General features: G+C 73.8%; 26 protein-coding genes. 17 read left to right on the top strand and 9 right to left on the bottom strand.

Annotated elements, in window-relative coordinates:
* Positions 1 to 349 precede the first annotated feature (349 nt).
* Positions 350 to 1,927, top strand: a complete 1,578-nt coding sequence (locus ACZ4UX_RS31845) for a hypothetical protein (protein ID WP_465709169.1) — start codon at positions 350 to 352, stop codon at positions 1,925 to 1,927.
* Between the two features lie 61 nt (positions 1,928 to 1,988).
* On the opposite strand, the gene ACZ4UX_RS31840 is transcribed toward ACZ4UX_RS31845, so the two are convergent.
* The gene (locus tag ACZ4UX_RS31840; RefSeq protein WP_329490330.1) at positions 1,989 to 2,201 is read right to left on the bottom strand and encodes a hypothetical protein; all 213 of its coding nucleotides are present in this window, start codon (positions 2,199 to 2,201) and stop codon (positions 1,989 to 1,991) included.
* Between the two features lie 166 nt (positions 2,202 to 2,367).
* On the opposite strand from ACZ4UX_RS31840, the gene ACZ4UX_RS31835 reads away from it, so the two are divergent.
* The 3 genes from ACZ4UX_RS31835 (at position 2,368) to ACZ4UX_RS31825 (ending at position 4,489) form a co-directional block, all read left to right on the top strand.
* Positions 2,368 to 3,291, top strand: a complete 924-nt coding sequence (locus ACZ4UX_RS31835) for a DUF6891 domain-containing protein (protein ID WP_465709168.1) — start codon at positions 2,368 to 2,370, stop codon at positions 3,289 to 3,291.
* Between the two features lie 92 nt (positions 3,292 to 3,383).
* Entirely contained in the window at positions 3,384 to 3,710 is a 327-nt protein-coding gene (locus ACZ4UX_RS31830) for a hypothetical protein (protein WP_359805349.1), read from the top strand.
* A 185-nt stretch (positions 3,711 to 3,895) separates the two neighbouring features.
* Complete coding sequence (locus tag ACZ4UX_RS31825) at positions 3,896 to 4,489, top strand: HAD family hydrolase (RefSeq protein WP_465709167.1); 594 nt, start codon at positions 3,896 to 3,898, stop codon at positions 4,487 to 4,489.
* A gap of 88 nt (positions 4,490 to 4,577) precedes the next feature.
* Here ACZ4UX_RS31825 and ACZ4UX_RS31820 read toward each other — a convergent pair whose 3' ends face one another.
* Together ACZ4UX_RS31820 and ACZ4UX_RS31815 are read right to left on the bottom strand one after the other, a co-directional pair.
* Positions 4,578 to 5,492: a diacylglycerol kinase gene (locus tag ACZ4UX_RS31820; protein WP_329490333.1), complete on the bottom strand. Its 915-nt coding sequence runs from the start codon at positions 5,490 to 5,492 to the stop codon at positions 4,578 to 4,580.
* Positions 5,489 to 7,111, bottom strand: coding sequence for an FAD-binding oxidoreductase (locus ACZ4UX_RS31815; protein ID WP_465709166.1), 1,623 nt, complete (start codon positions 7,109 to 7,111; stop codon positions 5,489 to 5,491). Before ACZ4UX_RS31815 ends, ACZ4UX_RS31820 begins: the two co-directional genes overlap by 4 nt.
* 20 nt (positions 7,112 to 7,131) lie before the next feature.
* Between ACZ4UX_RS31815 and ACZ4UX_RS31810 the strand changes: the two genes are divergently transcribed.
* Both ACZ4UX_RS31810 and ACZ4UX_RS31805 read left to right on the top strand, forming a co-directional pair.
* On the top strand, positions 7,132 to 7,872 hold the full coding sequence (locus ACZ4UX_RS31810; protein ID WP_465709165.1) for a TetR/AcrR family transcriptional regulator: 741 nt from the start codon (positions 7,132 to 7,134) through the stop codon (positions 7,870 to 7,872).
* Positions 7,873 to 8,007: 135 nt separating this feature from the next.
* The gene (locus ACZ4UX_RS31805) at positions 8,008 to 9,564 is read left to right on the top strand and encodes a glycerol-3-phosphate dehydrogenase/oxidase (RefSeq protein ID WP_465709164.1); all 1,557 of its coding nucleotides are present in this window, start codon (positions 8,008 to 8,010) and stop codon (positions 9,562 to 9,564) included.
* Positions 9,565 to 9,675: 111 nt separating this feature from the next.
* On the opposite strand, the gene ACZ4UX_RS31800 is transcribed toward ACZ4UX_RS31805, so the two are convergent.
* Together ACZ4UX_RS31800 and ACZ4UX_RS31795 are read right to left on the bottom strand one after the other, a co-directional pair.
* A complete protein-coding gene (locus tag ACZ4UX_RS31800; RefSeq protein WP_329490337.1) occupies positions 9,676 to 9,969 on the bottom strand; it encodes a hypothetical protein in 294 nt (97 codons plus the stop codon).
* Between the two features lie 121 nt (positions 9,970 to 10,090).
* Positions 10,091 to 10,858 carry an SDR family oxidoreductase gene (locus ACZ4UX_RS31795; protein ID WP_465709163.1) on the bottom strand — a complete coding sequence of 256 codons (768 nt, stop codon included), beginning with the start codon at positions 10,856 to 10,858 and terminating at the stop codon, positions 10,091 to 10,093.
* A 104-nt stretch (positions 10,859 to 10,962) separates the two neighbouring features.
* Here ACZ4UX_RS31795 and ACZ4UX_RS31790 point away from each other — a divergent pair, with 104 nt between their 5' ends.
* Positions 10,963 to 11,928 (top strand): LysR family transcriptional regulator, encoded by a 966-nt coding sequence (locus ACZ4UX_RS31790; RefSeq protein WP_465709162.1) that lies wholly within the window; start codon positions 10,963 to 10,965, stop codon positions 11,926 to 11,928.
* 152 nt (positions 11,929 to 12,080) lie between these two features.
* A complete protein-coding gene (locus ACZ4UX_RS31785; protein WP_329490340.1) occupies positions 12,081 to 12,656 on the top strand; it encodes a TerD family protein in 576 nt (191 codons plus the stop codon).
* Positions 12,657 to 12,716: 60 nt separating this feature from the next.
* Here ACZ4UX_RS31785 and ACZ4UX_RS31780 read toward each other — a convergent pair whose 3' ends face one another.
* On the bottom strand, positions 12,717 to 13,997 hold the full coding sequence (locus ACZ4UX_RS31780; protein WP_465709161.1) for an FAD-dependent monooxygenase: 1,281 nt from the start codon (positions 13,995 to 13,997) through the stop codon (positions 12,717 to 12,719).
* A gap of 248 nt (positions 13,998 to 14,245) precedes the next feature.
* Here ACZ4UX_RS31780 and ACZ4UX_RS31775 point away from each other — a divergent pair, with 248 nt between their 5' ends.
* The 6 genes from ACZ4UX_RS31775 (at position 14,246) to ACZ4UX_RS31750 (ending at position 19,608) form a co-directional block, all read left to right on the top strand.
* Positions 14,246 to 16,294 carry an oxidoreductase gene (locus ACZ4UX_RS31775; RefSeq protein ID WP_465709160.1) on the top strand — a complete coding sequence of 683 codons (2,049 nt, stop codon included), beginning with the start codon at positions 14,246 to 14,248 and terminating at the stop codon, positions 16,292 to 16,294.
* 37 nt (positions 16,295 to 16,331) lie between these two features.
* A complete protein-coding gene (locus ACZ4UX_RS31770; RefSeq protein WP_465709159.1) occupies positions 16,332 to 16,928 on the top strand; it encodes a PadR family transcriptional regulator in 597 nt (198 codons plus the stop codon).
* A gap of 89 nt (positions 16,929 to 17,017) precedes the next feature.
* Positions 17,018 to 17,764 carry a hypothetical protein gene (locus ACZ4UX_RS31765; protein ID WP_465709158.1) on the top strand — a complete coding sequence of 249 codons (747 nt, stop codon included), beginning with the start codon at positions 17,018 to 17,020 and terminating at the stop codon, positions 17,762 to 17,764.
* Between the two features lie 306 nt (positions 17,765 to 18,070).
* A complete protein-coding gene (locus ACZ4UX_RS31760) occupies positions 18,071 to 18,379 on the top strand; it encodes a hypothetical protein (protein ID WP_465709157.1) in 309 nt (102 codons plus the stop codon).
* Positions 18,376 to 19,026, top strand: coding sequence for a hypothetical protein (locus ACZ4UX_RS31755; protein ID WP_465709156.1), 651 nt, complete (start codon positions 18,376 to 18,378; stop codon positions 19,024 to 19,026). Before ACZ4UX_RS31760 ends, ACZ4UX_RS31755 begins: the two co-directional genes overlap by 4 nt.
* 141 nt (positions 19,027 to 19,167) lie before the next feature.
* On the top strand, positions 19,168 to 19,608 hold the full coding sequence (locus ACZ4UX_RS31750) for a hypothetical protein (protein ID WP_465709155.1): 441 nt from the start codon (positions 19,168 to 19,170) through the stop codon (positions 19,606 to 19,608).
* Here the strand turns inward: ACZ4UX_RS31750 and ACZ4UX_RS31745 are convergent.
* Positions 19,588 to 20,322 (bottom strand): TetR/AcrR family transcriptional regulator, encoded by a 735-nt coding sequence (locus tag ACZ4UX_RS31745; RefSeq protein WP_465709154.1) that lies wholly within the window; start codon positions 20,320 to 20,322, stop codon positions 19,588 to 19,590. The genes ACZ4UX_RS31750 and ACZ4UX_RS31745 overlap by 21 nt on opposite strands.
* Before the next feature lie 136 nt (positions 20,323 to 20,458).
* Between ACZ4UX_RS31745 and ACZ4UX_RS31740 the strand changes: the two genes are divergently transcribed.
* The gene (locus ACZ4UX_RS31740; RefSeq protein ID WP_465709153.1) at positions 20,459 to 21,985 is read left to right on the top strand and encodes an APC family permease; all 1,527 of its coding nucleotides are present in this window, start codon (positions 20,459 to 20,461) and stop codon (positions 21,983 to 21,985) included.
* A gap of 62 nt (positions 21,986 to 22,047) precedes the next feature.
* Complete coding sequence (locus ACZ4UX_RS31735; protein WP_465709152.1) at positions 22,048 to 23,685, top strand: amidohydrolase; 1,638 nt, start codon at positions 22,048 to 22,050, stop codon at positions 23,683 to 23,685.
* Positions 23,686 to 23,747: 62 nt separating this feature from the next.
* Here the strand turns inward: ACZ4UX_RS31735 and ACZ4UX_RS31730 are convergent, their stop codons facing one another.
* On the bottom strand, positions 23,748 to 23,918 hold the full coding sequence (locus ACZ4UX_RS31730; RefSeq protein ID WP_465709151.1) for a hypothetical protein: 171 nt from the start codon (positions 23,916 to 23,918) through the stop codon (positions 23,748 to 23,750).
* Positions 23,908 to 24,366 (bottom strand): ATP-binding protein, encoded by a 459-nt coding sequence (locus ACZ4UX_RS31725; RefSeq protein WP_465709150.1) that lies wholly within the window; start codon positions 24,364 to 24,366, stop codon positions 23,908 to 23,910. Before ACZ4UX_RS31725 ends, ACZ4UX_RS31730 begins: the two co-directional genes overlap by 11 nt.
* A 132-nt stretch (positions 24,367 to 24,498) precedes the next feature.
* Between ACZ4UX_RS31725 and ACZ4UX_RS31720 the strand changes: the two genes are divergently transcribed.
* Positions 24,499 to 24,966, top strand: a 468-nt coding sequence (locus ACZ4UX_RS31720) for a helix-turn-helix domain-containing protein (protein WP_465709149.1), incomplete at its 3' end; no start/stop codon positions are given.

Genomic DNA, 24,966 nt, shown 5'->3' with positions numbered 1-24,966 from the left:
CGGCCGTCGTAGCGCCGCCCGGTGCCGGCGAGGGCCGCCGTAGCGGGCGCAGGCGGCCGGCCGACGGGCTCGGGCGCCACCCGGTCGGCGGGGGTGCGGACCCCGCCGGTCGACGGGTTGGCGGGGGACCGAGGCCCGTCGAAGGTCGGGGTCGGCGCGTCTCCGTGGCGTCAACTCGTCTCTCCAGCTGATGAGTTGGGGACCGTTGCGGGTGCCGGTGGGGCATGTGCATGACTTCGACAAGGTGATTCCTCGTCAGTAACATGGCGGCGCGGCCGTGCGAGCCGCCTCCCTGCCTCCACTGATCACGGGCGGTCGTGTCCTCGTCCGCCGCTCCGAAAGAGTCCTGTTGAAGAGTTCCCTCGGCATGGCGGTCCGCCCTGCCCTCGTCTCACTGGTGCTGCTCGGTGTCGCCGCGTGCGGGCCGACCTCGGGCGACCGGCCGGGCTCCCCGACGGCCGACGCGACCGGCGGTGCCCCGGTCGCCGCCCCGGCCTCCGGTGCCGGCCACCCGGTCGCCGCCGTCACCCCGACCGGTTCGCCGCAGGCCCGGGCCGCCGCCCCGGCCAGCGTGCCCACCGCCGCCGGGCGTCCGGCGACCACCACCCTGCCGGTGGCGGCCGCGCAACCGGGCGCGCAGCAGGCCGCCGTCGGTGTGCCCGGTGCGGACGGCGCGGCCGTCTCCCCGGCGGCCCGGAACCTCCAGCTCACCGCGTACGACCCGGCCGCCGGTACGGCGGTCCTGGCGGCCGCGGGGTCGTCGGCGCCCTCGGCGGGTCCGTCGGCGAGCCCGTCCGCCGGTTCGTCCGCGGGCCCGTCCGCGGGCCCGTCCGCGACCCCGTTCGCGAGCCCCTCGCCAGGGTCGACGGCCGCGGTCGAGGCCGTCCGGCCCGGCCAGCTGATCGCCAGCCCGCCGACCGCCGCCGCGCCGCAGGGCGCCCTGGTCGCCGTCACGGCCGTCCGTTCGGCGAGCGGCGGGTCGGTCTCCCTGGCGACCCGGCCCGCGACACTGACCGAACTGCTCGGCGGGGCCGAGGCGGACGGCAAGGTGGCCGTCGACCCCCAGGCGATCAAGGTGACGCCCCTGGTCAAGGACGTCAAGGCGACCGTCGGCCGGGAGAACGGCACCACCACGGCCGACGCGTCCGGCACGCTGGAGGTCGACGTCAAGGCGCCGATCCCGCTCCCGGAGGGGGTGAGCGCCGACGCCTCCGGTTCCCTCCAGCTCCACCCCGCCGTGCGCTTCGCCTACCACGGTGCCGGCGTGGGCAGTCCGCGCACCGCGTCGATCGGCTTCGACCTGGGCGCCCACGCCCAGTGGAAGGTCACCGGTGACTTCGCCCGAGACACCGGCGCCGCACCGATCCGGGTGCCCTTCGCCAAGCTCCAGGCCAGCCCGGTCATCACGGTGGCCGGTCTGCCGGTCGTGGTGAACCTCGGGCTCACCTGCTACCTGGAGGTCAGCGCCGACGGCCAGGTCCACCTGGAGGCCGAACAGGAGGTCACCGGTACCTGGGCGGTGCACGCCGACTACGCCGGCGGGCACGGCTGGACCTCGTCCACCGACGCCGCCGACACCAAGGTCTCCCCGGTCCACGTGCGGCTGACCGGCAAGGCGGCCGCCCGGGCCGCGCTGGGCGCCGAGGTGAGCGTCGGCCTGTACGACACGGTCGGCGTCGAGGCCACCGTGGCCCCGTACCTGCGGGCCCGGGCCGACGGCTCGCTCACCGTGGACGTCCCGGGCGGCGCGCCCCAACTCCAGGGCAGCTGGGCCCTGCTGGGCGGGGTCGACCTGAACGGCGCGCTGCTCGCCCATCTGAAGGTCTTCGGCACCCCGATCCTCGAGGGCAAGCTCCCGCTGCCGCCGTTCCACCGCGAGTGGCCGCTGGTGTCCGGTGCGCTCCCCTCGCCGGCCGCGAAGGGCTGACTCGTCGTCCGTACCGCGGACCCCGGGCCGAATCGGCCCGGGGTCCGCGGCGTGCGAGGGGTCAGGCGCCGTCGTCGTCCTCCGTCGCGGCCTCCTTCCCGGCGCCCGCGGGCGCGACGCCGCTGAAGTTGTTGGCGGGCAGGAGGTAGTCGAAGCTGCCCGAGGAGGTGTGCGCACCGCCGGCGGGGCATACGCCGTTGGTCGGGTTCCCGTTGAACCAGAGGCCGAAGCACTTGCCGCAGTACCGCCAGTTGGACTGTCCGAGGATGGCCACGGAGCTTCCTTTCCGGACGACTTCCCCGGGTCGGGGGAAGAGCGTCCCGTGGGGGGCATGCGTCCATGGTTCGGTGCCCGGAGTCCCGGACACATGAGGCAGGTGTCCCCTGTGCGGCAGGGACCTCCCGGACGACGTGTCAGTGGGCTGTGCGACAGTGGCCCGCATGCCGGCGATCGAGGTGCAGACGGAGAACGGAGAGCGGCACCTTCGGGTGACCGCCGAGGCGCTGGCCGCGCTGGTGCACCGGATCGGCGGGCCGGGCGACCGCTTCCTGGTGGTGGAGCGGATGGCCGGCCCCGCCGAGGTGTTCGTCCAGGTCTGGCACGAGGCCGGTGGCGACTACACCCTGGAGCACCGCGAGGGCTCGAACGACCGCCATTTCCGGGTGTTGCTCGACGACCCCGGTCCGGTGATCGCCGCGATGACGGGCTGGGCCCGCCGGGCGGACGGCTGGGACACCGGCCTGGCCTGGCGGCGGCTCGACCTGACACCGGCGCCCGAGACGCCGGCGCCGCCGCTGGAGCTGCCCGACGACGACCGCAGGCAGCTGGAGGACCGCCTCCGCCAGAGCCTGGCCGGCGGCTACGCGACCCGGGCCGAACTCGCCGAACTGGCGGAGGACTACCTGGTCAAGGGTGACCGGCGACCGGTCTCGCCCGCGCAGGCCCGGGCCCTGGTCGACCGGATGTGGCGCGAGCGGGCCGAGGAACAGGCCGGCTGGGAGGGCGAGACGGACGCCGACCGGCTCACCCGTGCCTTCACGGCACTGGAGGCGGCCGGCATCACGGCCCGCGAGAACTTCACCTGCTGCCACTCCTGCGGACAGGCCGAGATCGCCGGCGCGGGCTCGCCGGACGCCCGGGGCTTCGTCTACTTCCACTCCCAGAGCACCGACGCGGCCGCCGCCGGCCACGGGCTGTCGCTGTACTACGGGGGCTTCGACGACTCGGCGGAGACCACCGCCGCCGTCGGCCGTGAGGTGGTGGCCGCCCTGGCGGTGGCCGGCCTGCCGGCGGACTGGGACGGCGACCCGGCCAGTGCCGTCGAGGTGCGACCGCTGGACTGGCGCCGGCGGCTCGTCGGCTGACCGCGCGCACCCGTTCCTCGGGACCGGCCGGATGACACCCGTCCCGGGCCCGGCACGTGGACATCCGGGCGGGGTGACGGGAGGATCGGCGCATGACAGCTGACGGACCGTTGACAGAGGAAGACCTCAGCGCAATGGAACGGCGCGCCGCCGCGGCGGCGCCGGGCCCGTGGACCGCCTGGCTGGAGGGTCGCCACGGCGTCGGCGGCGACAGCTTCATCCAGGTCCGCCCCGAGGCGGAGCCGGACGACGAGATCTACGTCAGCCGCTTCGTCGAGGGCGCCCAACTGCCCGGACAGGACCCGAGGCTCGACGCGGACATCGACTTCATCGCGGCCGCCCGCCAGGACGTCCCCCGCCTGATCGCCGAGGTGAGGCGGCTGCGGGCGGCAGCGGCGGACCGGTCCCGCGGCTGGTGACCGCCGGGAGGTAGGGCCCCGGCAGCCCCGGCATCCTCCGTCCGGCACCTCCGCACAGGAAGTCGGCCGGTCCGACCCCCTGCGCGGAGGCCGGGGACGCTCAGCTCATCGCCCGGACGTCGCGGCGAGTCCTACCGAAGTCGGGGCGTGCGGTGCCGGGAAAAGGGCCGGGATAGCCTGGGGTGATGATCATTCCGCTGCCCGCCGGGGAGTTCCGCGCCTACCTCTTCGACTGTGACGGGACCGTCGCGGACTCGATGCCACTGCACTACCGGGCCTGGAAGCACGCGCTCGACGAATGGGGCTGCGCCTTCCCCGAGAACCTGTTCTACGCGTGGGGCGGCCGGCCGGTGGCGGACATCATCGCCGAACTCAACGCGGCGCAGGGGCTGGCGATGCCGGTGGAGGCCGTCGCCCGTCGCCGGGAGGAGCTCTACCGCGCGCTGTTGCCGCAGCTCACCGCCGTGCCCGGCATCGCGGCGCACATCGAGCACGCCCGTGGGTCGGGCCTCCCGAGCGCGGTCGTCTCCGGCAGCACCCGGGAGTCCGTGGCGGCCTCGCTGACGGTGCTGGGCCTGCTCGACCGGTTCGACACCCTGGTGTGCGCCGGTGACTACGCGCGGGCCAAGCCCGACCCCGAGGCCTTCCTGCTGGCGGCCCGACTGCTCGGCGTCGCCCCGCGGGACTGTCTGGTCTTCGAGGACACCGGCCTGGGGATCGAGGCCGCGACCGCCGCCGGTATGGCATCCGTGCGGGTGCCCGGCCCCGGGGGTCGGTGACCGGGCTGCCCCGCCCGGCGGACGGGGCAGCCCGGGCCGGGCCTCAGCCCGTCTCAGACTGGTCTCAGGCCGGTGTTCAGGCCGGTCTTCAGGCCGGGGTGAGCAGGTGCAGGGCGCCGGGGACGGCCTCGACGTCGACCGGCAGGGCGGCCATGAACTCGCCGTCGGCGTAGGCGGTGATGCCGGGGGAGTCGATCCGCAGCGAGGGCGTGCGGTGGGTGGTGACCTCCGGGTGATCGACGTGGGTGCCCTTGAAGAGGGTGGGGAAGAAGCGGGCGATGCGGTGGCGGGGCATGGCGTCGACCAGGGTGATGTCGAGCAGCCCGTCGGTGGGGTCGGCGGTGGGGCAGATGAGCATGCCGCCGCCGTAGCTGCTGGTGTTGCCGACCGCCGCGAGGGTGAGGTCGCGCGCGATGACGGTGCCGTCGGCGAGGGTGAGGCGGAAGGGGAGCGGGCGGAGGTTGGCGAACTCGACCAGGATGGCGAGGTTGTAGCGCATCCTGCCGTGCGGCCAGCGCAGCCGGTTGGTGCGGTCGCTGACCAGCGAGTCGAAGCCGCTGGCGAGGACGGAGCCGAACCAGCGCCGCGTGCCGTCCGCCGAGGTGATCCGGCCGAGGTCCACCGTGCGGGTGCGGCCGGCGGCGATGACGTCGGCCGCCGCCTCCGGCTCGCCGCGGGGCAGCCCGTACGCGCGGGCGTGGTCGTTGCCGGTGCCCGCCGGGACGACGCCCAGGGGGACGTCCGTCCCCGCGGCGGCCTGGAGGCCGAGGTTGATCATGCCGTCGCCGCCGACGACCACCAGCGCGTCGCAGGAGCCGGCGGAGACGGCCGCGCGGGCCAGGTCGAGCGACTCCTGGGCCGAGGAGCCCGCCCGGGCGTCGACCTCGACGCCCAGGGCGCGCAGCCGGTCGGTGGCACGGCGGGCCGCCGGCTCGGCGTGGCCGGCGGCCGCGGCCGGGTTGGTGAGGAGAACGACCCGGGTGATGGTTCTCCGGTCGGTCATGGGATCAGCTTGCCGGGGTTGAGGATGCCCGCCGGGTCCAGCTCGGCCTTGACCGCGCGCAGGATGCGGACGCCCAGCTCGCCGATCTCCTCGGCCATCCAGGGCCGGTGGTCGGCGCCGACGGCGTGGTGGTGGGTGATGGTGCCGCCGTTGGCGAGGATGGCGTCCCCGGCGGCGCGCTTGGCGACGGCCCAGCGGGCGAGCGGCTCCTCGCCGAGCGCGGCGACGACGGTGAAGTAGAGCGAGGCGCCGGTCGGGTAGACGTGCGAGATGTGGCAGAGCACGAGGGCGCCGGGCAGGGCGCCGGTCAGCGCGGTGGTGACCGCCAGGCGGAGGTCGGCGAGCCGTCGCCAGTCGGTCGCGGTCTCCAGGGTCTCGCAGAGCGCCCCTGCGCTCAGCAGCGAGTCCCGCAGGTACGGCGCGTTGAACCGGCCGTGCTCCCAGGCCCGGGCCGGTGCCTCGCCGAGCGAGGTGGCGCCAGCGGCGAGCAGGACGTCCCGGGTGAGCCGGTGACGGGTCGCGACCTGGTCGGCGGAGCCCTCGAAGACGGTGACCGCCAGGCAGCCGGTGACGGCGGGTTCGCCGCCGATCTTCTCCGTCATCGCGAGGTTGACCATGGTCTCGGCCTCGTCGGAGAGCCGGATCACCGTCGGACCGGTGTCCTGCTGCTCGACCGCGCGCAGTGCGGCCGCGCCGGTGGCGAAGTCCGGGAAGGACCACGCCTCGTAGGCCTTCACGGCGGGCACCGGGTGGATCCGGACGCGGACGGCGGTGATCACGCCCAGCGTGCCCTCCGAGCCGAGGAAGAGCTCACGCAGGTCGGGGCCGGCGGCGGAGGCGGGGGCGCGGCCGAGGTCCAGCACGCCCGCCGGGGTGACGACCCGCAGGCCGCGCACCATCTCGTCGAAGCGCCCGTACCCGGCGGAGTCCTGGCCGGAGGAGCGGGTGGCCGCGAAGCCGCCGATGGTGGCGAAGCGGAAGCTCTGCGGGTAGTGGCCGAGTTCGAAGCCGTGCTCGGCGAGCAGCGCCTCGGCCGCCGGGCCGGTCAGGCCCGCGCCCAGGACGGCCTCGCCGGAGGTGGCGTCCAGGTCGAGCAGCCCGTCGAGGCGGCGCAGGTCGAGCGAGACGACGGCGGTGAGGCCGCCGCGTTCCGGGTCGAGCCCGCCGACCACGCTGGTGCCGCCGCCGAACGGGACCACGGCGATCCGGCGCTCGGCGCAGAGCGCGAGCAGGGCGGCGATCTCGTCCTCGCCGCCCGGCAGCACGACGGCGTCCGGCGCGTCCTGCGGCTCGCGGCTGCGGCGGCGCAGCAGGTCGGGGGTGGACTTGCCGCCCGCGCGGGGGAGGCGGTCCGCGGGGGCCGCGCTGACGTGGGTCTCGCCGACCACGGCGGCCAGCGCCTTCAGGTCCGCCTCGGTCAGCCGCGAGGGCCGCAGGGTGACCTCCTCGGCGGCGGGCCCGGGGGCCGCGTCGCCGGTGACGCCGAGGGCGGCGGCCAGCAGGGCTTTGATGTCGGCCGACAGCTCCTTGGCGAGGGCCGGGTCGCCCCAGGCGTCCCACTTCATCGGGGGGAGCGGCAGCGCGGCGTGGGCCGGTCCCGCTTGCGTCTCAGGTGCCATGCGTTACAGTTTCACACATCATGTCAAGTAGTAACGATGATCACGACGGCCGCCCGGTCGGCCCCGGGGCGGGCACCGAGTCCCACGGCGCGGAGGCCCGCGGCACCGAGTCCCACGGCGCGGAGTCGCGCGGCCCTGCGCAGCGTGGAGCCGAGTCGAGTGCGGCCGAGCCGCCGGGAGCCGAGCCGCGTGCGGCCGAGCCGCGCAGTACCGATGACGCCATTCTCGACGCCGCCGCCGAGCTGATCGTCCATCTCGGCGTGCGCCGCACGCAGTTGGCCGAGATCGCCCGGCGCGCCGGGGTCAGCCGGCCGACCGTCTACCGGCGCTGGCCGGACGTCCGGGCGGTGATCGGGGCCCTGCTCACCCGGGAGATCCTGGCGACCCAGGCCACCGTCCCGCTGGTGGGCGAGGACCGCGCCGCCTTCGTCGAGGGCGTCGTCGAGGTCGCCGTTCGGCTGCGCGACCACCCGGTGCTCGCCGCGTTGCTGCGCTCGGCCGACTCCGACGCGCTCTTCGAGTACGTCGTCGAGCGGCTCGGCACCAGCCAGCTCGGGCTGCTGGAGGCGTTGCGCAGGGGCATCGAGCAGGGGCAGGCGCACGGCTCGGTCCGCGCCGGCGAGCCCGTCGAGCTGGCCGCGATGGTGCTGCTGATCGCCCAGTCCACCGTCCAGTCGCACCGCATGGTGGCGCAGCTGCTGCCGGAGGCGGCCTGGCGGCGCGAGCTGGCCCGGGCGCTGAACGGATACCTCGCGCCGTGACCGCTCGCGGGGTTCGGGCCGGGACGGCGGCCCGCCGCGCGGCCGCCTGCCTCGCGCCAGCCTGCCCCGCGGTCGAACGCCCCCTGACCGCTCGCGTCCTACCCTGCACGCCGTGACGAACGGATACCTCGCGCCATGACGATCAACGCCGGGCCTTTCGCCGGAACCACCCGACTCAGCTCCCGCCGGCGGGAGGTGGAGCTGGACGCGCTCGCCGCCACCCCGGCTGTCGACCTGCTGGTCGTCGGTGGCGGAGTGACCGGCGTCGGCGTGGCGCTGGACGCGGCCGCGCGCGGACTCCGCGTCGTCCTCGTCGAGGCCCGCGACCTGGCCTTCGGTACCAGCCGGTGGAGCTCCAAGCTGGTCCACGGCGGCCTGCGCTACCTCGCCTCCGGGCGGATCGGCGTGGCCCGGGAGAGCGCCGTCGAGCGCGGCGTGCTGATGACCCGCACCGCCCCGCACCTGGTCCGCCCGCTGCCGCAACTCGTCCCGCTGCTCCCGGGGTTGCTGCGCCCCGGGCAGGCGTCGCTGGTCCGGGCCGGTTTCCTCGCGGGCGACGCGCTGCGGGTGAGCGCGCGCACGCCCGGGGCGGTGCTGCCCCGGATGCGCCGGGTGGACGCCGCCCGGGCCCGCCAACTGGTGCCCGGCGTACGGTCGGTGGGCCTGGCGGGTGCGCTGGTCGCGCACGACGGCCAACTGGTCGACGACGCACGGCTGGTGGTGGCACTGGCCCGGACGGCCGCGCAGTACGGCGCCACCGTGCTGACCCGGGTCCGGGCGGAGGAGGTCACCGGCAGCTCGGTCCGGCTGGTCGACAGCCTGACCGGGCAGTCCCTGGTCGTCACCGCCGGCGCGGTCGTCAACGCCACCGGCGTCTGGGCGGGCGAGGTCGACCCGTCGATCCGGCTGCGGCCCAGCCGGGGCACCCATCTGCTGGTCGACGCGGCCGCGCTCGGCCACCCCGTCGCCGCGCTCACCGTGCCGGTGCCGGGCTCGACCAGCCGGTTCGTCTTCGCGCTGCCGCAGCAGCTCGGCCGGGTGGCGATCGGGCTGACCGACGAGGACGCGCCGGGACCGGTCCCGGACGAGCCGCAGCCGACCGAGGCCGAGCTCGACTTCCTCCTCGACACCGTCAACGCGGCCCTGGCCACCGAGTTGACCAGGGCGGACGTGCGCGGCGCCTATGCCGGACTGCGGCCGCTGATCGACACCGGCGGCGGCAGCACGGCGGACATCTCCCGCCGGCACGCGGTGCTGGAGTCCCCGTCCGGGGTGATCACGGTGGTCGGCGGCAAGCTCACCACCTACCGGCGGATGGCCGAGGACGCGGTGGACACCGCCGTCCGCCTGCGCCGCCTGCCGGCCCGCGACTGCTGGACGGCCCGGCTGCCCCTGGTCGGCGCGCCCGGGCACCGGGACAGCCGGCCGGTGCCGGAGGGCGCCGTGCCCGCCTCGCTGCTCGCCCGGCACGGCGGCGCGGCCCGTGAGGTCCTGGCGGCGGGCGGCGCCGAGCCGATCGCCGAGGGCATCGACGTGACCCGTGCCGAGATCGCCTACGCGGTGACGCACGAGGGCGCCCTGGACGCCGGGGACGTGCTCGACCGGCGGACCCGGATCGGGCTGGTCGCGGCGGACGCTGCCCGGGCCCGCGCGGCGGTGGAGGAGATCGTGGAGCAGTCCCTGGCGGGGTAGCGGCCGGCCACGGGTCCTCATCGCCGGGCCCTCGCCGCTGGGTGCCGGAACGCCCGAGCCTCACCGCCGGGCCCTCGCCGCCCGGCCTTCAACGCCCGGTGCCGGAACGCCTCACTGCTCGACGCGTTCCGGCACCGGGTGGACGGTGCCGTCCAGGTCGACCGTGCAGGTGAGCGGGTGCTCCGCCGAGCCGGTCCGTTCCAGCCGGACCGAGACCGGCAGCGGGGGGTCCTCGGGCAGCCGGACGGCCAGGGTGAGCGGGTAGAGGCCGTGGCCGTGGACGCGGTGGAAGGCACACTCCCGGCCGTCCACCAGCAGTTCGGTCTCGGTGATCCAGCCCGAGCGGACGTTCACGGTGACGGACCGGCCCGCCCGGTCGAGGTGGAAGCTGTACCGGCGGCGCATGGCACCTCCCGCGCGGGGGTCCTGGCCCGCACGGCCAGTCTAGGCCGGACCTCACGGCGTGGCCGGAGCGCGTGCTCCGCCACCTGGGCGGGGCGCCGCGCCCCGCCCACGGCCTTCGCGGTCAGACCAGGCGGCCGCCGCCGTCCACGTGCAGGACCGTTCCGGTGACGAACGGGCTGGCCATCGCGAAGAGGACGGCGCGGACCAGGTCGTCCGGGCTGCCGACCCGGCGGGCGGGGTTGCGCTCGGCGACCGCGCGCAGGAACGGCTCCTTGTCGGTGCCCATCCGGTCCCAGGCGCCGCTGTCCACGATGCCGGGGGAGACGGCGTTGACCCGGACCGGGGCGATCTCGACCGCGAGGGCCTGCACCAGGAAGGCCAGCGCGCCGTTGGTGGCGGCCATCACCGTGCGGGCCGGCGCCGGGCGCCAGGCGGCGACGCCGGAGAAGAAGGTGAACGAGGCGCCGTCCGGCCCGTCGGTCGCGGCCTGGCCGGCCAGGTGCTTCGCGAGCAGCAGCGGGCCGACCACCTTGGCCGCGAACGCGCGCTGGACGTCGGCGAGTTCGAGATCGGCGAGCGGGCCGTTGGCGGGCATCGCGGCGGTCGAGACCAGATGGTCGAACCGGCCGGTCGCGGCGGCGAGGGCGGCGATCGACGCCTCGTCGGTGAGGTCCACGGGGACGACCCGGGCCGGGCCGGACAGCTCGCCGGCGGTCCACTCCAGCTTGCGCGGGTCGGGGCCGGCCAGGACCAGTTCGGCGCCGGCCGCGGAGGCGGTGCGGGCGAGCGCGCGACCGGTGTTCGAGCCGGCGCCGACGACCACGACGCGGCGCCCGTCGAGGGCGGCGGGGGCGAGGGCGGGCGCGGTGGCAGGGGAGGTGGCGGTCATGATCGATACTCCGGGAGAAGGGGGGCGGTTTCGAGTTCCACCCTGCGCCGAGCTGCACCGATGCGTCCAAGGCTTGTCTTTTCGCCGAGCCATAAACTCTGTGCATGGCCACTCTCCGACAGCTCGAATACCTGGTGACCGTCGTCGACACCGGTTCGTTCACCCGGGCCGCCGAGCTGCTGCACGTCACCCAGCCCGCGCTCTCGCACCAGGTACGGGCGCTGGAGCGGGCCGTCGGCGGGACGCTGCTGGAGCGCCTGCCGCGTGCCGTCCGGTTGACGCCGATGGGCCGGGCGGTGCTCCCGCACGCCCGCGCCGCGCTCGCCGACGCCGAGCGCCTGCGCACCGCGGCCCGTCTCGCGGCCGGTCTGGACGGTGGCGAGCTCGAACTCGCCACCGTCTACTCGATCAGCCTCGGCATCCTGCCGCCGGTGCTGCGGGCCTGGCGCCGGCTCCACCCGAAGGTGCGGATCCGGCTGCGCGAGTACGCCCACAACGACGAGCTGCGCGCGGCGATGGCGGCCGGTCAGGCCGACGCCGCGGTCGGTACGCCGCCGCCGGACTGGGAGGGGCCGATCCGGGAGCTGGGCGTCGAGGAGTTCGTGCTGGCGCTGCCGGCCGAACCGGACGCGGTGCCGGCGGGCCGGGTGGTCCGGCTGGCGGACCTGTCCGGGTGCGACTGGGTGCACTACGCGCCGGGCAACGGCCTCGCCGACCTGCTCGACGGGGCGTGCGCGGAGGCCGGGTTCCGGCCGAGGGCCGCGGTGCGGACCGAGCAGACGGCCGCCGCGCCACTGCTGGCCGCGGCCGGGCTGGGGCCGGCGCTGGTGCCCGCCAACCTCGTCCCGCCGGGCTTCGACGGCCTGGTCCGCCTGCCCGAGCCGCCCGTGCGGCGCCCGCTCGCGGCGTACACCCGGACCCGGCCGGATCCGTTGACGGCGGCCTTCGTCGACCTGCTGGCGCGGCAGGCCTGCCTGCTGCCGCCGCACGTCGCCGAGCTGCTCGCGGGGGCGGCGGCGGTCGCGGCGGGGGCGGTCGAGGCGGGGGCGGCGGCTGAGCCCGGTGAGTAGGCGGCGACGTGCGGGGAGCGGGTCGGACAGCCGGGGCGCGCGGGTGGGTGCTGCCAGGGGCGCACGACGGGGGCGCATCAGGTCGGATGGATTCTCGTGATCTCTACAGTGTTGTAGATTCTTTCGGAGGGAGAGCAACCGAGGAGGGCATCGTGGGAGTTTCGCTGGCCAAGGGTGGCAATGTCTCGCTGACCAAGGAGGCGCCGGGCCTGACCGCCGTCATCGTCGGTCTGGGCTGGGACGTGCGGACCACCACCGGGGCCGACTACGACCTGGACGCGAGCGCGCTGCTCTGCAACGCGCTCGGCAAGGTGGTCTCGGACCAGCACTTCGTCTTCTTCAACAACCTGCGCAGCCCCGAGGGTTCGGTCGAGCACAGCGGCGACAACCTGACCGGTGGCGGCGACGGCGACGACGAGCAGATCAGGGTCGACCTCGACGCGGTGCCGGCCGGGGTGGCGAAGGTGGTCTTCCCCGTGTCGATCTACGACGCCGACGCCCGCCTGCAGAGCTTCGGCCAGGTCCGCAACGCGTTCATCCGGATCGTCAACCAGGCCAACGGCCAGGAGATCGCCCGGTACGACCTCTCCGAGGACGCCTCGACCGAGACCGCGATGGTCTTCGGCGAGCTGTACCGCAACGGCGCCGAGTGGAAGTTCCGCGCCATCGGCCAGGGGTACGCCTCCGGCCTGCGCGGCATCGCCACCGACTACGGCGTCAACGTCTGAGACGCCGGCGCCACCCCCGGACCGCCGGCGCGCCGGTCCGGGGGTGAATCACCCTGACACTCAGGGGTTCTGACGCCCCGCCGGCGGGTGACCGAGCGCGTGGCCGCCGAACCCGCCCGTACCGGCGACCTGTTGGCGCCACCAGGCGGTCATCGCTTCCTCGTCCATGGTCGCCCAGTCGGGCGCCCCGGTCACCTGGGCCCGCCCGAGCCGCCGGCCGACCTCGACCATCTCCCGCCCCACCGTGCCGCGTTCGCGGTCGTACGCGGGCAGCAGCTCCGCCCAGGAGTCCGCCGCCCGCCAGGCGTCCTCGAAGGCGCAGGCGTCCTGCACGGCCTTGACCGCGCCGCTGGTGTTGTGCGGGCGGACGACGGTGGCCGCGTCCCCGGCGAGCAGCAGGCGCCCGGCGGTCCGGCGCGGCGCCGCGAGGTCGTAGATCGGCTGGATGAAGGTCCGCTCGCGGGGGGAGAGCGCGACGACCCCCGCCCAGTAGGAGGGCAGGTGCCGCTCGGCCAGCTCGGCCAGTTCCTCGAACTGCCCGCCGGTGAGCGCGCCGGCCGGGACGCTGGTCGGGTCACCCGGCCGCAGCCAGGCCGGGGTCGGCGCGTAGAAGACGAAGTTGACCTGGGTGGAGCCCGGGGTCAGGCCGGGTATGCGGTAGAGCACCACCTGGCCGCCGGGGTAGCAGACCGTGATCACCTCGTGCTCCGGCCAGAGCGCCGCGCCGCCGGGCAGCCCGTCCAGCAGCCGGGCGTCGAAGCTGCCGCGCCAGCAGACGTAGCCCGCGTACTCGGGCCGGGCCTCGGGGCAGACGGCCTCGCGGACCACCGAGCGGTAGCCGTCGGCGCCGACCACCAGGTCGTACGGCTCGCGTCCGCCGGCCGCGCCGGTCACCCAGGCGTGGTCGGTGCCGGTGCCCGGGGCGCCGGCACCGGAGGTGCCGTTCCCGACGGCGGGGACGGCCTCGCCGAGCCGGAACTCCACACTGTCCGGGGTGCGTTCGCGCAGCGACTGCCAGAGCACGCCCCAGTGGTAGGAGCGGAACGGCATCCCCTGCGCCCAGAGTAGCCGCCCGCGCGGTCCGCCCCCGCCGTCGGGATCGCGCGCCAGCCAGTGCCGTTCGGTCAGCCGGTGCCACCGCATGCCGTCGTCGAGGTGGCCGGCGCCCGCCAGTTCGGCGAAGCGGTCCTCCAGCACGCAGAGGCCCACGCCGCGGTCCTCCAGCCTGCCGGGGCTGCGCTCCAGTACGACCACCCGCTCCGCCCCGCCCCGGGCGGCCGCCCGCGCGAACGCGCACCCCGCGATGCTGCCGCCGACCACGGCTATCGATCCGCCTCGCACAGTCGTCCCCTCCCCGGGGTTCCTCCGAACCCCCACCGGTCCCGGGGCTCCTGCGAACCCCCGCCGAGGAGGAACCCTACGCACATCCGGCCCCGAGCTGACGGGGGGTCAGGCAATTTCGGCCGTGGCCGGGCGGGGCCGGCCGTCGCCCCCCGTAGGGCGCGTTTATGCAACTAGTTGCATACTCGGCTCCACGTCCCCTACCGTGTGGTAACAACGAGCCGCCGCACGCCGCACAGGAGACGCCGATGAGCACCGACCCCCACCGGGCCCGGAAGCCGTACCCGCACCTGCTGAGCCCGCTCGACCTCGGCTTCACCACCCTCCCCAACCGCGTGATCATGGGATCGATGCACGTCGGCCTGGAAGAGGCGCCGAACGGCTTCGAGCGGATGGCCGCGTTCTACGCCGAGCGCGCCCGCGGCGGCGTCGGCCTGATCGTCACCGGCGGCATCGCCCCCAACGAGGCCGGCCGGCCCTGGGGCGGCGGCGCCATGCTCACCACCGAGGCGGAGGCCGACCGGCACCGCGTCGTCACGGACGCCGTGCACGCCGCCGGCGGCCGCATCGCGATGCAGATCCTGCACTTCGGCCGCTACGCCTACCACCCCGACCTGGTCGCGCCCAGCGCCCTCCAGGCCCCGATCAGCCCGTACGTGCCGAACGCCCTCACCGCCGAGCAGGTCGAGCAGACGATCGAGGACTTCGTCCGCTGCGCCGCCCTCGCGCAGCGGGCCGGCTACGACGGCGTCGAGATCATGGGCTCCGAGGGCTACCTGATCAACGAGTTCACCGCCGCCGCCACCAACCACCGCGAGGACGAGTGGGGCGGCGCCTACGAGAACCGGATGCGCTTCCCGGTCGAGATCGTCCGCCGGGTCCGCGAGCGGGTCGGCCCCGACTTCATCCTGGTCTACCGCCTCTCCATGCTCGACCTCGTCCCCGGTGGCTCCACCCTCGCCGAGGTCGTCCGGCTCGCCCAGGCCGTCGAGGCGGCCGGCGCGACCATCATCAACTCCGGCATCGGCTGGCACGAGGCGCGGATCCCCACCATCGCCACCTCCGTCCCACGCGGCGCCTACGCCTGGGTGACGAAGAAGGTGATGGGCTCGGTCGGCATCCCGCTCGTCACCAGCAACCGCATCAACACCCCCGAGATCGCCGAGCAGTTGCTCGCCGACGGCTGCGCCGACCTCGTCTCGCTGGCCCGCCCGCTGCTCGCCGACCCCGACTTCGTCGCCAAGGCGCAGGGCGACCGCTCCGCCGCCATCAACACCTGCATCGGCTGCAACCAGGCCTGCCTGGACCACACCTTCAGCGGGCAGATCACCTCCTGCCTGGTCAACCCGCGCGCCTGCCACGAGACCGAACTCGTCCTCGCACCGACCAAGCGGCGCAAGCGGATCGGCGTCGTCGGCGCCGGCCCGGCCGGGCTCGCGTTCGCCGTCTCCGCCGCCGAACGCGGCCACGCCGTCACCCTGTTCGATGCCGCCGACACCGTCGGCGGGCAGCTGAACGTGGCCCGGCGGATCCCCGGCAAGGAGGAGTTCGACGAGACGCTGCGCTACTACCGCACCCGGCTGTCCGAGTTGGCGGTCGAGCTGCGCCTCGGCGCACTGGTCGACGCGGAGCGGCTCGCCGCCGAGGGCTTCGACGAGATCGTCCTCGCCACCGGCGTCACCCCGCGCACCCCGGCCGACCTCCCGGGCATCGACCACCCCAGCGTCGTCGGCTACCTGGACGTGCTGCGCGACGGCGCGCCCGTCGGCGAGCGGGTCGCCGTCCTCGGCGCGGGCGGCATCGGCTTCGACGTCGCCGAGTACCTCACCGACCAGGGCGACGCCGCCAGCCTCAACCCGCCGGTGTTCCACCGCAAGTGGGGCATCGACCCGGAGTACCGCGAGCGCGGCGGCCTCACCCGCCCCGAGCCGCCCCGCCCCCCGCGCAGCGTCCACCTGATGCAGCGCAAGGCCACCAAGGTCGGCGCCGGCCTCGGCAAGACCACCGGCTGGATCCACCGCACCGAGCTCAAGCACCGCGGCGTCACCATGGTCGCCGGCGCGAGCTACGAACTGATCGACGACGCCGGCCTGCACTTCGTCGTGGACGGCGAACGGCAGCTCCTGCCCGTGGACACCGTCGTCCTCTGCACCGGCCAGGAACCCCGCCGCGACCTGGACGCCGCCCTGCGCGAGCTCGGCATCACCCCCCACCTGATCGGCGGCGCCGACGTGGCCGCCGAACTCGACGCCAAGCGCGCCGTGAAGCAGGGCACCGAACTGGCCGCCACGATCTGACGGGGGCGGGTGCTCCGGTGGGATCTAGGATCAGGGCATGTCCCTGCCGCACGCCATCCTGACCGCCCTGCTGGAGAAGCCGTCCTCGGGGCTGGAGCTGACCAGGCGGTTCGACAGGTCGATCGGGTTCTTCTGGTCCGCCACCCACCAGCAGATCTACCGGGAGCTGGGCCGCCTGGAGACGGCCGGGCTGATCCGGGCGCTCCCGCAGGACGGTCCGGTGCGGGGGCAGAAGAAGGAGTACGACGTCCTGCCCGCAGGGCGTGCCGAGCTGGAACGGTGGACGGCCGGCGGGGACGACCCGAAGGCCGTCCGCGAGCCGCTGTTGCTGCGGCTGCGCGCGGCGGCGGTGGTCGGCACGGCCGGGCTCGACGCCGAGCTGGCCCGCCACCTCGCGCTGCACCGTGCGCAGTTGGCCGACTACCGGGAGATCGAGCGGCGGGACTTCCCGTCGGAGCGGACGGCGGAGGGTGGCCGGCCCGCCGAGGGCAACGAGCCGGCCGACGGGGACCGGCTGCGGCACGCCGTACTGCGGGCCGGAATCGGGCTGGAATCCTTCTGGGTGGAGTGGCTCGCCGAGACCCGGGCCGCCCTGCCCGTAGACCCGTCCCGACCTGACCTCCCTAAGGCCTGACCTGCGACGATGCCGCGTGGGCGGGCGCGGCCGCAGGCCCGGTGGGACACTGAGTGCCTGTCCCTGCCCGACTCCCGATCGGGGGCCGTATGTCTCACCCGAGGCCTCTCCTCGCCCTCACCGCCGCAGCCGTGGTCACCGTGCTCACCCTCGGGGCGGCCGGTATCGCCACCGGCTCCGCGGCCCCGTCGGCCGTGACGATCCGGGCGGCCGCGCCGGCCGGCCAGCTCCCCACGGCCGACCAGCTGAAGGCGGCCCTGCTGAGCAACACCGAACTCGGCCCGAACTTCTCCGAAGTCCCGGTCGCCGACAGCCCGACGGCGGCGGGCGGCGCCTCCCCGGTCGCCGGCTGCGACACGCTCCGCGCGCTGCTGAACGGGAACGAATCCGGGCCGGCCTCTCAACTGCCGCACCAGGAGATCGAGTTCGACGGTCCCGACGGCAATCCGATGCTGACCGAGTCGCTCACCGCCGAGGACGCCACCCAACTCACCAGCGACCTCACCGTGGTGTCCGACGCGTTCACCGACTGCCACAGCCTCACCTTCAACGACGGCACCGACGCCTCCGTGACCTTCACCGTCACCCCCGTCACCCTGGGCGACCGCAAGGACGCCCCCGCCGTCCGCCTCGACGGCACCCTCGCCGGCGTGCCGCTCAGCGGCTACCTCGCGGTCGAACGCTTCGGCACCGTCGCCCTCTCCTACGGCTTCTACCAGCGCGACGACCCCTCCTCCCAACTCGCCTCCCTCTACTACCGCGCCGCCGTCGCCAAGGCCGAACGCACCCTCGGCACCACCGCCGGCACCGCCACCGCCCCACCCGCCTCCGTCTGACCCCTTCGACAACGCCGAACGGCCCCCTCCCGAGCACCACTCGGGAGGGGGCCGCACGCGTGCGCCGGGACCTTCGGCCAGCTCCTCCCGGTCGACGTGAGGTGCGGCTGGCGGTGGGCGGCGCAAGCTGCGTACCGTGTTCGAATCTGGGCGTGGGGGCCAATGAGTCAGAGATCTTTCCGAGTTGCTTGTGTGTTGGGGAGCATAGGGCTGCTGATGAGCGGGTGTTCGGCCGGCGGTTCGCCCTTCGAGGCATCTCAGGACGAGGTTGTCGGGAGCTGGACCAATGGGGAGGGGGCTCGTCTGGTGGTCGAGCAAGGGGGGACCTTCCAGTCGGAGGGGATCTCCGAGCTGATCTCACTGCAGGGCGGATGCGCCGAAGAGCTGGCGGCGGGAAAGTGGCTGCTCCTGGGTGAGCGGACCCACGTGGCAAGGACCAGCGACCCGAAGAGCTCCACTATCAGTCTCATGCCCGGTGGTGACGGTGTGCAGCCTTCTTGCAGCATTTCGGCAGACATCAAGAAGGATGATAACGGCATCACTTTGGGCCTGACCGAGGACCCTGATCAGAGCTGCGACGATGGAAAGCTGCTGCGTAGGCAAAGGACATCTTGATCCGCCAATATCGCGAGCTTCTTGAGTGGCGTCATGCGCGACGAGATGACGCCAAGAAAGTGATCGGTTCAGTGTTCAAGTCTCGGGTCGGGCGAGTAATCGCGACAGCAGCTGCTGTGATCGTCCTCATGGGGATCTGCCTGTGGAACCTTCCCCTGGTGGGGCAGTGGCGGGAGGACAGGCCGGTTGCGGGCTTTCTTCTTGAGTCGCCGGTCTCTGAAGGGCCGTGGCAGAGGCAGGAAGATCGGGACCCCGGTGCTCCTTCTATGCGGGGCTTGGACGAGCGGCGGGAACGTTCCTTCGTGCGAGATGCTTCGGATCCATCGAAGGGGAGGGTCAGTCAGACGGTCATGCGGTTCGGTTCGCCGACGTGGGCGTGGCTGGTGTTCCGGTCCGGTGACCTCAAGAGCCGGTACTCGCGCTACGGTCAGGTTGAATCGATCTCGGTGTCCGGCAGCCGTAGTGCCGATGATCAAGAGTACGCATGCCTTCTGTCGGAGGGCACCGAATGCCAGAAGTGGGGCATTTTGCTGAGGTATGGGCAGTACCTCGTCGAGGTCGTGGGTGTTGAGGAGTCATCGTTTGACGGGGCCGCCGAGAGCATGCGACAGCTGGCGGGAAAGGTCGACCTAGAAATGCGCGCCTGACGTCGAAACTTGTCGAATATCGGTCGGGTTCCTTCGGTGACCGCCCGCTCCCTTTTGGGGCGGGCGGTCACTGGCGTGTTCTTCCTCGTCGAGTAGGGGCGCCGGTCCGGGCGGGATGCAGGAGACCCTACGATCAGCGCCATGGATGAAGGGGCAGGTCGTCTCGGGGTGCTGAGTGGATTAGGGCGTACGGCCGGTTGGTTCGGGCGGGCGGTGGTGAGGTATGCGGCGGTGTGTGTGGCGCCGGTGTATGTGCCCCTGCTGCTGTTCGCCGCGTTTGCGCCCAACGGCCTTGATGTCGACGGGTTCTCGCAGAACGGCTCGGTCGGGTACTACACGGTTCTGCTGATGATCCTGATATGCGTGACCGTTCCGGGGCTGATCCTGCTCCTCGTAGTGGCGTTCGCTGCGGCCAGAGGGCGGGATCTTCGGGGTGTCGTCGCCCTCCTGCTGGCCGCGCCCCCGTTGCTCTTCCTGCTGGCGGGTGCCTGGCCGTTCCTGGTGCTGTCGCTTCTGGGTGTCGTCTACGCGGGGCTGGTGATGCCTGCGCCGGTCGGCCCGTCAGTGGCCGGCGGCCGTTGAGGGTGTGCCGCCCCCGTGCTTCGCGAGGCGGGTGGATGCCGCTTCGAGGAGGAGGTCGAGGGCGAAGGGGTAGCCGCTGCGGTCCATGTCGGTGATGAGGAGGGGGGCGGTGGCGGCGATGTTGGGGTGGGTGGCGGGGGTGAGGCGGCCGTAGCGGACGCGCCAGACGGCGAGGTCGGCGGCGCGGGCCGGGGGTGGGAGGGCGAGGGCGGCGGCGTCCTGGGCGGCGAAGGCGAGGGCCTGGTCGATGAAGGCGTGGTAGATCCGGACGGCCTCGTGGTCGGGGAAGCCGGCTGAGCGGAGCACGCCGAGGATGGTCTCGACGGCCCGGGTCTCGTGGTCGCGCCCGGTGGTGCGGTGGGCGGCGAGCTGGGCGGCCTGGGGGTGGGCCAGGTAGGCGGCGTGGACGCGCATGCCGATCGCGTGGAGGTCGGTGCGCCAGTCGCCGGTGAGGGCGAGGCCGTGCTGGGCGCGGCCGATGAGTTCGTCGGCGACGGCCAGCAGCAGGTCGTCGGTGTTGTGGAAGTACCGGTAGACCGCGCTCGGGTCGGCGCCGAGTGCGGCGCCGAGGCGGCGGACGGTGAGGGCGGCCGCGCCGTGCTGGCCGATCAGCCGCAGGGCGGTGGCCACGATGACCTGCTCGGACAGCACCGTGCCCTGCTTGGTCGGTTTCCGGCGCCGCCGTTGCGGTTCGGGGACCACGCGTTCCGTCATGGCGGGGAGCCTAGGGCATCGCGCCTTATGACAACAGCATTGACGTGTGACCGGGGCGAGGCTTTCATGGCCGCCACGGCCAGGACAGCTACCGGCCGCCACCCCTTCCCCCCCCCACGATCAAGGCGGTGATCCGTTGGCAACGACGGTCAAGGACTCCGGCGACACCCCGAGAGCCGGCGCGCCCACCCCCGAGGGCCCGCTGCCCAAGTCCGTCGGCGTGGTCGGCGGCATCGTCCTCGCCGCCTCCAGCACCGCGGCGACCAGCAGCATCGGCATCGGGCTCGGCCTGATGGCGGGCGTCGTCGGCCTGCACCTGCCGGCGATCATGCTGCTGGCCTTCCTCCCGGTGCTCGGCATCGCCGGCGCTTACGGGCGGCTCAACCGCGTCGACCCGGACTCCGGCAGCAGCTACACCTGGGTCGGCCGGGTGCTCAACCCCTGGCTCGGTTTCCTCACGGGCTGGGTGAACACCGTCGGTACCGTGGTGTTCATGGCCTACACCACGACGGTGACCGGCTCGGCACTGATCCAGCTGCTCGGCCAGGCGCGGGTCCGCTCGGTCGCCGGCCTGCGGCTGGACGCGGACTCCACCCTCCAGGCCACCCTGCTGGGCATGGTCGTCCTGGTGGCCGCCGCGCTGGTCGCGGTGCGCGGCCTGGAGCTCGCCGCCCGGCTGCAGAAGTACCTGCTGGTCTTCGAGTACGTCGTGCTGCTGGCCTTCTGCGGCTACGGCCTGTTCGCCGGCGACCAGCCGTTCTCGCTCGACTGGTACAACCCCTTCGCGATCCCGTCCGTGGACGCCCTCGCGCAGGGCATGGTGCTGGCGGTGTTCTGCTACTGGGGCTTCGAGTCGGTGTTCAGCATCGGCGAGGAGGTCCGCGAACCGGGTGACGCCTCCCGCGGCGGCTTCATCGCACTGGCGGTGATGCTGCTGCTCTTCCTGCTCGCCGGGACGGCCTTCCAACGGGTGCTGCCGATGGAGGAGTTGGCGGACAACGGCGCGCACGGGCTGACGTACCTCGGCGAGAAGCTGGCCCGCCAGCCGCTGGCCGCGCTGCCGCTGATCGCGCTCACCTTCTCCGCCGTGGCCTCGCTGCAGGCCTCCGTCATCCCCACCGCCCGGGGCATGTACGCGATGGGCCGGGACGGCACGCTCGGCCCGGTCTGGACCCGGATCCACCCCCGCTACGGCACCCCCGCCGCCGGCACCCTGCTGATCTCGGGCGCGGCCATCCTGCTCGCGGTGCTCTCGCTGGTCATCCCCACCGTGAACGACCTGATCTCGGCGACGGTCAACGCGATCGGCATCGTGGTGGCGCTCTACTACGCGCTCACCGCGGTGGCGGCGGCGGTCCGCTTCCGGCACCTGCTGCGCACCTCACCGCTGGAGGGCCTGCGGGCGGTCGTCGCCCCCCTGCTCGGCGCGGCGGTGCTGCTGGCGGTGGGCGGGTATCTCTGCTGGATGCTGTACGACTCCGCGGACCACTTCGAACTCTCCGCCGACAACGGCTGGTTCGGCCTGTCCGTGCCGGTGCTGATGATCGGCTCCGGGCTGGTGGCCGCCGCGTGGTCCCGTTTCCACCGCAAGTCCGCCTACTTCGACCCGCCGGCACCGGCCGACCCGGCCCCCGCCGATCCGGCGGCCGCCCCCGCAGCCTGACCCCCGACTACTGGCCCGACCCCGGCCGCGCCCCGGCCGCCGAACTCCCAGGAGCACCACCGATGTCCAAGGCCGACCTGGTCTTCACCAACGGTCCCGTCCACACCGGCGACCCGGCCCGCACCCGCGCCACCTCGCTCGCCGTCACCGGCGAGCGGATCACCGCCGTCGGCCACGACGAGGTCCGCGAGCTGATCGGCCCCGGTACCGAAGTCGTCGACCTCGAAGGCCGGTTGCTGATCCCCGGCTTCCAGGACTCGCACATCCACGCCGTCTTCGGCGGCACCGAACTGGCCGAGTGCGACCTCACCGGGACGGTCGGCGCCGACGAGTACCTGCGCCGCGTCGCCGCGTTCGCCGCCGCCCACCCCGACCGGACATGGATCACCGGCGGCGGCTGGTCGATGGAGAGCTTCGCGGGCGGACTGCCCACCCGGCAACTGCTCGACTCTGTCGTGCCCGACCGCCCGGTCTACCTGGTCAACCGCGACCACCACGGCGCCTGGGCCAACACCCGGGCGCTGGAACTCGCCGGGCTCACCCGGGACACCCCCGACCCGGCCGACGGCCGGGTCGAGCGCGAGCCGGACGGCACCCCGAGCGGGATGCTCCAGGAGGGCGCCACCGGCCTGGTCGCCCGGCTCGTCCCGCCGACCGACGCGGCGGGGCGGCTGGCCGGACTGCACCGGGCGCAGGAACTCCTGCACTCGCTCGGCATCACCGGCTGGCAGGACGCCCTGCTGGGCATCTTCAACGGCCAGCCGGACCCGTCCGACGCCTACGCCGCCGCCGCCGAGGCCGGCACGCTGACCGCGCGGGTCACCGGCGCGCTCTGGTGGGACCGCAACCGGGGCGCCGACCAGATCTCCGAACTGGTCGCCCGCCGTGCGCAGTTGACCGGGGGCCGGTTCCGGGCCGGCTCGGTGAAGATCATGCAGGACGGCATCGCCGAGAACTTCACGGCCGCGCTCTCCACCCCCTACCTGGACGGCTGCGGCTGCGCGACGGCCAACTCCGGCCTCAGCTTCGTCGACCCCGCCGCCCTGTGCGGCTACGTCACCGCCCTGGACGCGCTCGACTTCCAGGTGCACTTCCACGCCCTCGGCGACCGCGCGGTCCGCGAGGCGCTCGACGCCATCGAGGTCGCCCGGGCCGCCAACGGCCGACGCGGCACCCGGCACCACCTCGCCCACCTCCAGGTGGTCCACCCGAGCGACCTCCCGCGCTTCGCCGCCCTCGGCGCGATCGCGAACATCCAGCCGCTCTGGGCCGCCCACGAGCCCCAGATGGACGAGCTCACCATCCCGTTCCTCGGCCCCGAACGGGCCGCCTGGCAGTACCCGTTCGGCGGACTGCTGCGGGCCGGGGCCACCCTCGCGGCGGGCAGCGACTGGCCGGTCAGCAGCCCGGACCCGATCGCCGGCATCCACGTCGCCGTCAACCGGATGGAACCCGACGCGACCGACGGCCGGGTCTTCCTCCCCGAGCAGCGGCTGGACCTCGCCACCGCCCTCGCCGCCTACACGGCCGGATCCGCCCATGTGAACGGCCACGACGACGCGGGCAGCCTGCGGACCGGACACCTCGCGGACCTGGTGGTGCTCGACCGCGACTTCTTCGCCACCCCGCCCGAGGAGATCGCCGCCACCCGGGTCGAGCGGACGTACGTGGGCGGTCAGCTGGTCTACGCGAAGGGCTGATGCCCCGCAGACCGGTGCTGCACAGGAAGTCGGCCGGTCCGACTTCCTGTGCAGCACCGGTTTCAGGGGCGGGTGGGGGCAGCGGTCGGAGCGCTCGGCGCCGGGCGCGGCCGGGCCGGGTGATGGTGCCGCGCGGTGAGGGGGAGCGCCCAGACGAGGAGGGCGAGCAGGAGGGCGAGGGGGAGCGCGGTCAGGACCGTGGCCTGGGTGGTACCGGGGCGTTCAGGCGGCATGGGGGAGGTCGAGTTCGGCCCAGACGGTCTTGGCGTTGGGGTGGCGGGGAATGCTGCCCCAACGGTCGGCGAGCGCGCCGACGAGGGTGAGCCCGCGCCCGGACTGCGCGTGGGCGGCGCAGGAGGCGGGGACGGTGGGGTGACGGTCCCCCCGGCAGTCGGACACCTCGATGCGGAGGGTGGCGCCGCCCGGGGGCTTGTCGACGAGGCGGAGCGCGAGCTCGAACCCGCGGCCCGGCACCCGTCCGTGGGTGCTGGCGTTGGCCGCCAGCTCGGCGATCACCAGCAGCGCGGAGTGGAAGGTCTCGGTGGCGATGGAGTTGAGCCCCCAGGCCGTGAGTTGTTGTCTCGCGATCCGGCGCCCGATCGAGGCCCCTTTGGGGGAGGCGGTGAGCTGCGCGGTGTGGGCGCGGGGGGTCGCTGTGTCGAGGGGAATTTCGGACTTCATGTGACAAAGCCTGGTCCCTCGGAAGTAGTCTGACCATGGATCGGGCGAGTACGGAGAGTGCTTGTCCGGGCGCGGAGTGTCGGCTTGTCGGTTGGCTGAGGATTAACCGATCGAAACGACGGGGTGGTTGCTGTGGGCGGCGATGAGCGCGTGGTGTTCGAGGACGGCGAACTGCCGGAGGGTTCCGAGGGGGTCGCGGAGTTCTTCAGTGCGGTGGGGAAGTTGGTGAAGCTGTTCCGTGAGCGAGCCGGTCTTACCCAGAAGGAGTTCGCTCAGCGCGTCGGATACGGCGAGGACCTTGTCGGAGCGGTCGAGCGAGGGCGGAGGACGGCACGGGTCGAGTTCTTGAACGCCGCCGACGAGCTCCTCGGCGCGGGCGGAGCGCTCAAGGTTGTCGCGGGCGATGTGATGAAAGCGAAGATCCGCGTCAGCACGCGGCATCCGGCATGGTCGAAGGCCTTCACCAAGGAAGAGGCCCGGGCCATTGAGATCCACGAGTACAGCGTGATCGCAGTCCCTGGCCTGTTGCAGACAGAAGCGCATGCGCGGGCCCTGTACAACATGCGCCGCCCGTGGTTGTCGACGGAGCAGGTGGATCAG

This window comes from Kitasatospora sp. NPDC028961 (assembly GCF_055564815.1).
Note: the sequence above shows the minus strand (reverse complement) of the source record. Positions and strands in the feature narration are given on the sequence as shown.